The sequence below is a fragment of the Ruminococcus bovis genome, assembly GCF_005601135.1.
GTDB lineage: Bacteria > Bacillota > Clostridia > Oscillospirales > Acutalibacteraceae > Ruminococcoides > Ruminococcoides bovis.
Genome location: NZ_CP039381.1, coordinates 903986 through 915998, shown reverse-complemented (window position 1 = coordinate 915998; position 12013 = coordinate 903986). Strand labels below are relative to the sequence as shown.

The 12013-nt window shown below is 35.9% G+C and carries 10 protein-coding genes; 4 read left to right on the top strand and 6 right to left on the bottom strand.

The features are described 5' to 3' along the window. Positions 1-32: 32 nt before the first annotated feature. The 3 genes from E5Z56_RS04380 to E5Z56_RS04370 all read left to right on the top strand — a co-directional run bounded on the left by E5Z56_RS04380 (position 33) and on the right by E5Z56_RS04370 (position 7207). Complete coding sequence (locus tag E5Z56_RS04380; protein ID WP_022505155.1) at positions 33-728, top strand: CpXC domain-containing protein; 696 nt, start codon at positions 33-35, stop codon at positions 726-728. Between the two features lie 111 nt (positions 729-839). After that, positions 840-3467 carry a valine--tRNA ligase gene (locus E5Z56_RS04375; protein WP_138156701.1) on the top strand — a complete coding sequence of 876 codons (2628 nt, stop codon included), beginning with the start codon at positions 840-842 and terminating at the stop codon, positions 3465-3467. 203 nt (positions 3468-3670) lie between these two features. Further along, positions 3671-7207, top strand: a complete 3537-nt coding sequence (locus E5Z56_RS04370) for a fibronectin type III domain-containing protein (RefSeq protein ID WP_138156700.1) — start codon at positions 3671-3673, stop codon at positions 7205-7207. 97 nt (positions 7208-7304) lie between these two features. Here E5Z56_RS04370 and E5Z56_RS04365 read toward each other — a convergent pair whose 3' ends face one another. From E5Z56_RS04365 to E5Z56_RS04345, 6 genes are all read right to left on the bottom strand, one after another. Further along, positions 7305-8135 carry an Mrp/NBP35 family ATP-binding protein gene (locus tag E5Z56_RS04365; RefSeq protein WP_138156699.1) on the bottom strand — a complete coding sequence of 277 codons (831 nt, stop codon included), beginning with the start codon at positions 8133-8135 and terminating at the stop codon, positions 7305-7307. 14 nt (positions 8136-8149) lie between these two features. Next, on the bottom strand, positions 8150-8674 hold the full coding sequence (locus tag E5Z56_RS04360; RefSeq protein ID WP_138156698.1) for a hypothetical protein: 525 nt from the start codon (positions 8672-8674) through the stop codon (positions 8150-8152). A 71-nt stretch (positions 8675-8745) separates the two neighbouring features. Next, on the bottom strand, positions 8746-9663 hold the full coding sequence (gene prmA, locus E5Z56_RS04355) for a 50S ribosomal protein L11 methyltransferase (protein WP_138156697.1): 918 nt from the start codon (positions 9661-9663) through the stop codon (positions 8746-8748). Positions 9664-9780: 117 nt separating this feature from the next. Then, positions 9781-9939: a hypothetical protein gene (locus tag E5Z56_RS11660; RefSeq protein WP_022505149.1), complete on the bottom strand. Its 159-nt coding sequence runs from the start codon at positions 9937-9939 to the stop codon at positions 9781-9783. 150 nt (positions 9940-10089) lie between these two features. Further along, positions 10090-10344 (bottom strand): 30S ribosomal protein S20, encoded by a 255-nt coding sequence (rpsT, locus tag E5Z56_RS04350; RefSeq protein ID WP_022505148.1) that lies wholly within the window; start codon positions 10342-10344, stop codon positions 10090-10092. 171 nt (positions 10345-10515) lie between these two features. Then, positions 10516-10791, bottom strand: a complete 276-nt coding sequence (locus E5Z56_RS04345) for a hypothetical protein (RefSeq protein WP_138156696.1) — start codon at positions 10789-10791, stop codon at positions 10516-10518. Positions 10792-10983: 192 nt separating this feature from the next. Between E5Z56_RS04345 and hrcA the strand changes: the two genes are divergently transcribed. Beyond that, entirely contained in the window at positions 10984-12012 is a 1029-nt protein-coding gene (gene hrcA, locus E5Z56_RS04340) for a heat-inducible transcriptional repressor HrcA (protein ID WP_138156695.1), read from the top strand. The last annotated feature ends 1 nt before the right edge of the window (position 12013 follow it).

The window sequence follows — 12013 nt, the reverse complement described above, 5'->3', positions numbered from 1 at the left end:
TATAATATTGTATAGAATAAGGAGGTGGCAATATGCCTAAAACAGTTATAAAAGAGATTATCTGTCCACAATGTAACGCAGTAACTGAGGGAAAATTATATACAAGCATCAATGCCACAAACAATCCTCACCTAAGAAACGAAGTCCTTGAAGAAAAAATCTTTGATTGGACATGTCATGCTTGTGGCCACAAGGCAAGACTTACATATCCACTACTATATAACGATATGAAAAGAAGATTTATGGTGTATCTGATTCCGGATATTGACCGTTTCCAACTTGCCGATAATGAGCTTGAAGAAGAATTTAAGAACTTAAAGGGCATCAGAAAAAGATTAGCACCTAACTTCAATACATTTAAAGAAAAAATATTTATCTTTGAAAACGGTCTTGATGATATGGCAGTTGAACTAACTAAACTTGCCATTAGTGAAAGTGTTGCCAGAAAATTAAAACTAAGGGAAGTTACCGAAGGGTACTTATCAATGTATGACAGAGAAAGCAACACAATGGGATTTACTTTCTTAACAGGTCTTGATAAAGAACCTTATATTCAGTCAGCTAGGCTTGAAATCTATAGCAAAAGCCTTGCTATTGTTGATGAATTGGCTGAAAAGGATAAGAACTTGATGGGTTTCTTAACTATCGACAGAGAATGGGCAACTAACATTCTTTATAGATATAAAAGGTCACGCCAAAGAATAAAAAACAAAAAAGAAAAAGAATAAAAATTATTATTGCAAAAAAGCACTCATTATGGGTGCTTTTATTATTGACTTTTTTCTTTTATAATGAGATAATAAGTACTGTATGAACTTTGCTATGAAGGAGAATAAACTATGGCAAAAGAGATGGCTAAAGCCTACAACCCAAAAGAGGTTGAAGACAAAATATATGACTTTTGGCAGGAGGGCAACTACTTCCACGCAGAAGTAGATAAGGACAAGAAACCTTATACTATTGTTATGCCACCTCCAAATATTACAGGTCAGCTACATATGGGTCATGCCCTAGACAACACTCTACAGGATATTCTTATCCGTTGGAGAAGAATGCAGGGTTATTCTGCACTATGGCTACCCGGTACAGACCATGCTAGTATTGCAACAGAAGCTAAGATTGTTGAAGCAATGCGTAAAGAGGGAATTACTAAAGAAGATTTAGGCAGAGAAAAGTTCCTTGAAAGAGCATGGGAGTGGAAAAAAGAATACGGTGGTAGAATCGTAAGCCAGTTAAAGAAGATGGGTTCTTCTTGTGACTGGGAAAGAGAACGCTTTACAATGGATGAAGGTTGTTCTAAGGCTGTTAAGGAAGTTTTTGTTCGTCTATACAACAAAGGCTTAATCTACAGAGGAGAAAGAATTATCAACTGGTGTCCTCATTGTAAAACATCAATTTCTGATGCAGAAGTTGAATTTGAAGAACAAGCAGGTCATTTCTGGCATCTTCGTTACCCACTAACAGATGGTAGTGGCTACCTAGAACTTGCTACAACAAGACCTGAAACATTACTAGGTGATACAGCAGTAGCAGTTAACCCAAGTGATGAAAGATACAAAGATTTAGTAGGCAAAACATTAACACTTCCACTTGTTGGCAGAGAAATTCCAATTGTTGCCGATGATTATGTTGATGTTGACTTTGGTACAGGTGTAGTTAAGATTACTCCTGCTCACGACCCTAACGACTTCCAGGTTGGTCTAAGACACAACCTACCTGTTATTAATGTAATGACAGATGACGCTAAGATTGTTGAGGATTATCCAAAGTATGCCGGTATGGATAGATACGAAGCAAGAGAAGCTATCGTTAAGGATCTTGATGAAGGTGGTTTCCTTGTTAAGGTTGAAAAGCATGACCACAATGTTGGTACTTGTTACAGATGTCACAGCACAGTTGAACCAAGAGTTTCTAAGCAATGGTTCGTAAAGATGGATGAACTAGCAGGTCCTGCTATTGAATGTGTTAAGAGTGGCAAAACTAAGTTTGTTCCTGAAAGATTTAATAAGATTTATTATCACTGGATGGAAAATATCCGTGACTGGTGTATTTCTCGTCAGCTATGGTGGGGTCACAGAATTCCTGCTTACTATTGTGATGAATGTGGCGAAGTAACAGTTGCAAAGGAAATGCCTGAAAAGTGTCCTAAGTGTGGTTGTACTCACCTACATCAGGATGAAGATACACTTGATACTTGGTTTAGCTCAGCTTTATGGCCTTTCTCAACTTTAGGTTGGCCTGATAAGACACCTGAACTAGACTACTACTTCCCAACTAATACACTTGTTACAGGTTATGATATTATCTTCTTCTGGGTTGCAAGAATGATTTTCAGCTCAGTTGAACAGATGAATAGTCAGCCATTTGATACTGTATTTATTCACGGTATTGTTCGTGATGAAAACGGTGTTAAGATGAGTAAGTCACTTGGTAACGGTATTGACCCACTACTTGTTATTGATCAGTACGGTGCTGATGCTCTAAGAATGTTCCTAGCTACAGGTAACTCACCTGGTAACGATATGAGATATTCCGAAAAGAGAGTTGAAGCTTGTCGTAACTTTGCTAATAAGCTATGGAATGCAAGTAGATTTGTTCATATGAACATTGATGATTATGATGTTAAGAATGAACTACCTGCTACTCTTGAAACAGAAGATAAGTGGATTCTTCATACACTAAATAATGTAGCTAAAGAAGTTAACGAAAATCTTGAAAAGTTTGAACTTGGTATTGCACTTTCTAAGATTTATGACTTTATTTGGAACAGCTACTGCGACTGGTATATTGAACTTTGTAAGGCTAGACTTCAGAGTGAAGGTGAAACTGCTCAGAATGCTCGTCAGGTACTTATTTATGTTCTTGACAAAATTCTAAAGCTATTACATCCATTTATGCCATTTATCACAGAAGAAATTTGGCAGACAATTCCTCACGATACTGATGGTAAGACTGTTATGCTTGAGAAGTATCCTGAATATGATCCTAGCCTTGACTTCCCAAGTGAAGCTGAAGAAATGATGAAGGTTATGGAAGCTATTACTGCTATTCGTACTCAGAGAAACGAAATGAATGTTCCACCATCAAAGAAAGCAAAGCTATTTATTGCTACTGCTATTCCTGAAACATTCAGTAACGGTGAACAGTTCTTTAAGAAGTTAGCATCAGCAAGTGAAGTTGAAATCAGTGATTCATTTGATATTGACGGTGCAGTTACTGTTGTTACAAGTGATGCAAAAATCTATATTCCAATGGAAGAACTTGTTGACAAAGAAGCTGAACTAAAGCGTCTTAATAAGGAACTAAAGCAGGTTGAAAAAATGCTTGCTCAGGATGAAGGAAAACTTAATAATCCGGGCTTTATGTCTAAAGCACCTGAAAAGGTTATTGAAAAGATTAAAGGTCAAGCAGAAAAGGAAAGAGAAAAGATTGCTCTTATCCATGCTGCTATGGATGCACTAAAATAAACAAATTTGCTCCCTAAAACTAGGGAGCATTTTTTCTTTTTCACAAGAATAGTTACAAAATGCCCCATAAGTTGAAAAAAATATATGTAAATGTTATAATGAAAATTGGTAACATCCTTGTTGTAATAGTAACAAGGAATTAATTTAAAAGACAAATGAATAAATATATTTGAAATTACTTAGAAATTCTAGGAGGAATAACTGTGGGAAAAGTACAGAAGATTTCTATAACACTAACATTAGTTTTGCTTACTGCTTTTCTAATGATTGTGCCTATGACATCAGTTAGTGCCGTTAACTATTTTGATGGTGCTAAGATGATTAAGACAAATGGTTACAAATATTACAGAGCATGGAGTCAGGACCAATTTCCTTGGCACAATACAAAACCCAGTGATGCTTGGGAAAGTGACTGGATGAACCGTTACGGTTGTAGTACAGTTGCAATGGCTAAGATGTTTGTAGAAGCCGGTGTTGCAGACCCTAACTCAGTAAACCCCGGGACTCTAATGACAAAGTACGGTTCACCATCTAAGGGTATCGGTGATGTAGGTATTTATTGGTCAACTTTAGCCGGACAGTTCGGTATGAGTTGCGTAAGTTTTCAGCAGTACCCATCAGGTTCTTTTTACAGTACTGCTATGAGGTACTTTAATGACCCTAATACTCAGTATCACCTACTACTAAAGGTTGTATCTCCAACAACATCATCACACTATGTACAGATTGACCGTCAGGCTACTGTAAAGCAAAAGACTTTGGTTATTAACGATTCAACTGCTATTTATGATGGTGGTACAAGATACAATACTGCTAATGATTATTATAACGCTTTAGCACTAAAGAAACTTTCATCAACTAATTATACTGCTTGTTATTTTGTAGTATTTAAGAATAACAACACTGTAAAGCTAAAGTCACTTGCTGAAACTAAGTCTACAGCAGTAACACTTTCTTGGTATCCTAACGGTGCTTGTGAAAAGTACACTGTATATAAAAGAAAGAAAGGTGCAACTTCTTGGTCAGGTAAAAGTTTCAAGACATTCTCTTCATCAGCCGGTGAAGGTATTCGTACTTGTACCGATACAGATGTAACACCGGGTAATACATATGAATATACTGTTACCGGTAATTACTACGACAGTAACGGTAAGGCAGTATATTTGAAATACAACAAAACAGGTAAAAGTATTAATATTGAAACCGATGCACCAAAGCTACTAAGTGCAACAAGTGCCGATTATGATACTATTAATGTTAAGTGGCAAGAAGTTAAAGGTGCAACAGGTTATAAGGTTTATCGTAAAAAAGCCGGAGAAAAAGACTTTACTGCACTTGGATTTGTAAAGGGTACTACATATAAAGATGACTCAGCTCAAGTCGGTCAAGAATATTACTATACTGTCAGAGCTTATGTAGGTGAAACTTCAAACCTAGGTTCATTTGATAAAAACGGCATTAAGGGTGTTGCACTACCAAAGAAACCAACACTAAAAACTGCAGAAAGTGTTGACTTTAATGCAATTAAGGTTACTTGGGAAAAGGTAGATGGAGCATCCGGCTACTATGTTTATAGAAAAGCTGATGGCGAAAAGTACTTTAAGCAGATTGCTGAAGTAAACGGAAACAAAACTTTCTCATCTACTGACCTTTCAGCTACTACAGGTGTAAAATATCAATATACAGTAAGAGCATACAGAAATCGTGACGGTAAACCATATGCCGGTTCTTATGACTCAAAGGGTGTCACAGCTACTGCTTGTACTAAATCCCCTACTATTAAAAGTGGTGTTAGTACAGTAAGTGACAAGTTAAAACTAACTTGGAGCAAGGTAAATGGTGCAAGTGGCTACAATGTTTATCGTAAACTTGAAAATGATAAAAGCTATAAATTAATAAAGACTATTAACGGCAACGGTAATGTAGAATTTACTGATAGTGGCCTAAAGTGTGGTGTTAAATACTACTACAGAGTTAATGGCTTTAGAACAGTTGATGGCAAAAATTATGAAGGTCTTGGTAGCAAGGATTATTTAGGACTGACAACTCCTGCACAACCTGCACTAAAAAGTGCAAAGAGCCTTGGTTATAACACTATTTCAATTGAATGGACTAAGGTTGAGGGTGCTACCGGATATGATATTTATAGAAAGACAACCGGTACATATAGCAAGATTGGTACAGTAGATAAGCAGTCAACTGTAACATTTAAGGATGAAAAGGCAGTTACCGGTGTTAAATATCAATACACAGTAAGAGCTTTCTATAACAAAGATGGTATTAAGAGAGTAAGTACATATGAAAATTATATTCACGGTACTGCTTATCCAAGCAACCCTAACTTAACTTCAGTAACCAGTGTTGAGTACAACGCTATTGAACTAAAGTGGGACAAGGTTGACGGTGCTAACGGATATAAGATTTACAGAAAATTACCATCAGACAAAAATTATAAAGAACTTATTACTCTTTATGAACAAACAGATAAATACACAGACCAAACAGTAACTTGTGGTACAACTTATCAGTATATTATCAAGTCATTTAGATATGAAAACGGCAAGACATATACAAGTGGCAACAACTCAGCAGTAAGTTGCAAGGCTGTTCCACCGATTGTAAAGGTAAAGGTTGCTTCAACCGGCTACAATTCATTAAATGTTAGTTGGGAAAAGGTAAACGGTGCAACAGGTTACAGAATTTACTTTAAGAAAGATAATGCAAAGAATTGGACAACACTTGCAACATTTGAGAACGGTTCACTTACAAGTTGTGAACATCGCAAACTAACAACAGGTGTTAACTACACATATACAGTTAGAGCTTACTATAAAGACGGTAGCAAGACTATCTGGGGTGACTTTAACCAAACAGGTGTTACTAAGAAACCTGTTACATCAGCACCAAAGCTGGTTTCTGTTACTTCTTCTACAGCTACTAATGTAACTGTTAAGTGGGAAGCAGTAAGTGGTGCTAACGGCTACAAGGTAATGCGTAAAGCAGACGGTAGCAAAACATGGTCAACAATTGGTACAACCGACTCTAAGAAACTTTCTTATACTGACAAGAAGGTTACTTGTGGTGTTAAGTATCATTACACAGTCAGAGCATACAGAAATGTTAGCAAGAAACCTGTACTTGGTTCTTACAACTCTAACGGTTTAGAGATTATGACTATTCCTGACAGACCTGTTGTAATGGTAACTTCATCTAACTATAATAAGCTAAATGTTAGTTGGAGCAGAAGTAACGGTGCTACAGGCTATAAGGTTTACAGAAAAGTTGTAAACGGTACATATAAGCTAATTAGAAATATTAGTGGTGGTGCTGCAACAGGCTTTACCGATACAGTAGAGTGTGGTACAGAGTATTACTACTATGTTACTGCTTATGTAATTAATAATAAGGTTGAGTACGGTAGCTTTGACAGTGAAGCAGTAAAGGGCAAGGCTGTTCCTCAGACAGTAAAGCTAGGTTCACCATCAACTACTAAGGGTCAAGCAAAGATTAATTGGTCAACAGTACCTGGTGCTACAGGCTACTATGTATATAGCAAAACAGGCAACAGTGGTTATAAGCTAATTGCTGATGTTAAGGGTGGCAATGTTAAGAGTTATACAGATAAGAATGTTGTTAGTGGCAAGAAATATACTTACACAGTAAAGGCATATATTATCTGTCCTGCCGGTTATATTTCCGGTGGTTATAACAAAACAGGTGTTACAATTACTGTAAAATAATAAAAATTAAGTGGTGCTTTTCAGCACCGCTTTTTTGTATCTATATAAGGCAAAAATAAAGGACTTGCAGTTAAGCAAGTCCTTATTTTAGTTTGGATTATTTAATTTTACAAGTTGTTTCAACTTTCTTTGCAACATTATCCATAAAGTCACCTTGGAAGTTTTCTACTTCACCTGCATCAACCAGCTTTGCTAAACTTGGGTCAATTGGAAGTTTTGCAAGAACTTCAAGGTTATTTTTCTTTGCAATTTCTTCAATATGGCTTTCACCGTAAATTTTATGTTCTTTGCCACAATCAGGACACTTAAAGTAACTCATATTCTCTACAATACCAAGGATAGGAATATTCATTATATTTGCCATATTAACGGCTTTTTCTACAATCATAGATACAAGTTCCTGAGGTGAAGTTACGATGATTATACCGTCTACTGGAAGGCTTTGGAATACTGTTAGAGGAACATCACCTGTTCCCGGAGGCATATCAACAAACATATAGTCAATATCACTCCAAATAACATCAGTCCAAAACTGTTTAACTGCACCGGCAATTACAGGACCTCTCCATACTACAGGACTTGTTTCATCCGGTAGCAGTAGGTTAATAGACATAATATCAATGCCGTCTTTAGTTTTTGCAGGGAAGATGCCATCATCATTACCCTTTGCCTTTTCGTGTATACCAAAAGATTTTGGAATAGAAGGACCGGTAATATCAGCGTCAAGAATTGCTGTCTTATAGCCCTTTCTGTTCATTGTAACGGCAAGTGTAGATGTTACAAGGCTCTTGCCTACACCACCTTTGCCGGATACAACACCGATTACCTTTTTTACTGAACTGTATTGATTTAACTTTTCGATTAAATTTTCCGGTTTTTTACTGTTGCAACTTTCGCCACAACTGGAACAATCGTGAGTACAACCCATTTTATTACCTCTTTTTATTCTTGATTATCTTCAACAGGAGTATCGTCTTCTGTTACTTCCTCGTTCTGTTCAAGTTCTTCTGTTTCGTCAGTTTCGTTTTCATCTGTAGCATCAATTTCTTCCATAATGCCACCTTCAACATTGCCTTCTTCTACTTCTTCTCTTTCTACTTCAAAACCACTTAGGAATGTATATGGAATACCGTAACCAAGTGCTACACCTGCTAAACAAACAACAATTGAGCTGTTGCCGAGTGTGTCGCCCAGTGGTAGTGATGGTGCAAGACTTGTAAGTAAAATGTAAAGTGATGGTAGTACCATAATAATTAGTGTAGCAACACTAAATCTCTTTACAGGTTTACCGTCACCAACTCTTGTTGCATAAAATAGAATTAAGCCAAATACTACTGTTACAAGTGCGTTAATCACACTTTGTACTGTAGTTGTCTGGTTAAGTGTGCTAAAGAAGTATGTGCATACGATAAAAGCAATTACCAAAAAAGCAGATAGGATTAAGTTTATTGTGTTTTTCTTATTCATTATTATTCCCTCCGAAGGATAAAATTTTTGTTAGTTAGTATTATAAAGTATCTATGTGATAGATATATGAATTATTTAATTTTTGCAGTTAAACAGTACCAACCGTTTAAGAACAACTTGTCTGTAATTTCAAAATTCTTCGAAACCGACTCAATAACTTCATCCACTCTGGTGTCAATAATACCACTCATAATGTAGATAGAGTCCTCTTTCATAAACTCTTTAACACCTTCTGACAGGAACATAATTGCATCTGCTACAATATTTGCAACAACAATGTCGTATTTGCCGGTAACTTTTTCTGTAAAGTTACCCTCAATAGCAGTGAAACGGTCCGATACATTGTTAAGTTCAGCATTTTCTTTAGCTGTCTTAACTGCAAGACCATCAATATCAACACCAACAGCTTCCTTTGCACCTAGTAATAAAGATGCAATAGCAAGGATACCACTGCCACAACCAACATCAAGTACAGTAGAATTCTCTGTAACAACCTTTTCAAGTACACTGAGACATAGGCTTGTTGTTTCGTGAGTACCTGTACCAAAGGCAAGACCGGGATCTAGGTTAATTACAATTCTGCCTTGAGGGTCATAGTTTTCTCTCCATGTAGGGCGAATTAATAGTTTTTTGCCAATAGGTGTAGGCTGAAAATATTGTTTCCAATTGTTAAGCCAATCCTCATCGGCACAGTCAAGTGAATCAATAGTAAATTCAATATTAGCTTCCTTTAACTTTTCGGAAATCTGACTGATTGCTTCAAGAGGATTGTCCTCACAACTAATATACATATGAACCTTAGCTTTAGTCCTATCCTTTTTTAATAAGTCTTCATCAATAAGGTCGATGTGTGCAATTTCTTCAACATCTTGTTCAAGGTTTGTGTAGTCCTCAATATAGATACCATAAGGTACAACCTCATTAGCTATATCGGAAGTAATGTCAACATCCTTGTTGTCTATTGTAACAGTAATTTCTGTCCAATCCATAAAATCACCAATCCTAAAATAATAATACCTTTTAATTTTACTGTATTTCTGCTAAAAATACAAGGGTATAATCAGTACAAAAAAAGACTGACCTACCAAGTAAGTCAGTCCTAAAAATTACTGAATTGAACTATCTAGGTAACGCTCTAGTTCTTCGTCATCCTTTTTCTTCTTTTCTTTAATAACAAAGAAGGTTGTTACAGTTGCAAGAAGTGCAACAACTGAGGAAACTAAAGCAACAAAGACGCTAACGCTCATTCCACATATCTTTTTCATCTCAAAATACCTCCTAAATATCAAAGTCGATATAATTAGTCTATCTAATGTAGATTATTTTATCACTTTTAATTAAATTAGTCAATAAATCAAGTGAATTTTACAAAAGAAAAAAGCAGAGTTAAAAAACTCTGCTCACATTTCATTAAATTAAGCGTTTGCCTTAGTAGCTAAAGATGACTTCATTCTAGCAGCTTTGTTCTTGTGCATAATGTTCTTAGCTGCAGCCTGGTCAATCTTCTTTGTAGCAAGACTAACTGCCTCAGCCTTGTTAGCATCGTTGTTTTCGATTGCTTCATAAGCTTTCTTAACTGTAGTCTTTAGGTTAGACTTAATCATCTTGTTCTGTTCTGTCTTTGTAGCGATAACCTTAACACGCTTTTTAGCTGATTTAATGTTTGGCATTGTCTCACCTCCAAAAAATATTATTAAATCATAACGCAAGGCTTATTGTAGCATTATTATTGCAAAAATGCAAGTGTTTTTTTCAAATTTTTCAAATATATTTTAAAAAATCAACATATTGTGGTGCTATTCTGTAAAACACAAGGATTTGTAGGCAAAAAACAAGGAAAATTACTTTTTCTCGTTCTTTTTGATTCGTAAATACATAAATAGCATAATTAATACAAATACAGCTATAACAACTCTGACAATAATTCCGTAAGTACCTTTTAGCAAGTTGACACTAGGTATTAATGCGTCAATAGTCCACCATATGCCCATAAAAATAAACATAATGGAAGCAACAACTGTAATTGCACCTAATTTATTTTTCTTTCCAAAAGCAAAAGTACCAATGGCAAGTAAGAACCAAAGGATTGCATATAAATAAGGTAAAATGTCACTCATAGTCGAAAAACCTACCTTTCAATTTATATTATATATACATATTTAAATAAAGTAAAGAAAAACTATATTTTTTCAGATATTTTTTTAAAAAAGTATTGACTTTTAGCACTCTCGGTGCTAAAGTAATAACTGTAGTTAGCACTCGGGTATGTAGAGTGCTAAACAAGAAGAATAAACGGTGAGGCGATTTAAATGGGTCTATCAGACAGAAAAAAGAAAATCCTCTCCTGTGTTGTTGAGTCTTACATTGCCGATGGTGAGGCTGTAGGTTCAAAAACACTTCAAGCTGCTTTAGATTTTGAAGTTTCTTCTGCTACTATTAGAAATGAGATGGCTGCCCTTGAAAATGAAGGTTATTTAATTCAACCTCATACTTCAGCCGGTAGAATCCCATCACAAAAAGGTTATCGTTATTATATTGATAACCTAATGGAAAAGACAGAACTTAATCCACGATTTACCCAATATGCCGACTCTTATCTTAGAAAAAGAGCTGAGTCACCGGAAAGTGTACTGAATGCAGCGTCAACTCTATTAACTGAGTTAACCGGTTTGCCATCAGTTGCAACAACACCTCCTGAGGGTAATTCAAGAGTCCATAAGCTAAGGTTTGTACAAACAGGCAGATATACCGGTATGGTTGTACTGATAACTTCAACAGGTATGGTTAAGAGCCAGTTATTTAGAACTGAATTTGTTTTAACACCTGATATGCTTAGAGTGTTTGATGAAGCACTTAACAAATCTTTTGCAGGACTTCCACTAAAAGATATTACAAAGGCTTTTATCCAAACCACTGCTTTAGGTTTTGGTGAACTTTCATTCTTTATGCCAAATGTTCTTTTGGCAATCAGGGATGCAGCCAAAGAAGCCTCTCACATATCTGTAGCTGAAAGTGGAATGACTAAGTTGTTGTTCTTAAATGATTTTGATATTTTTTCAGCAAGAGATATTTTAAAGTTTTTAAGTGACAAAAACAATGTTTCCGAATTACTTACAATGAACACCGGTACAAAGGTTATTATTGGTGAGGAAAGTGGTAAATATGAGCTTTCTAATTCGGGAATTGTTGTTTCAAGATATAACTTAGGTGGTTCAATGGCAGGTGCAGTTGCCGTTATTGGTCCACAAAGAATGAGTTATAAGGACATTGTTTCGGCAACAGAATATGTAGCCGATAAGTCCGGTGAATTAATAAGTGAACTGCTTGAGGCAGATTAGG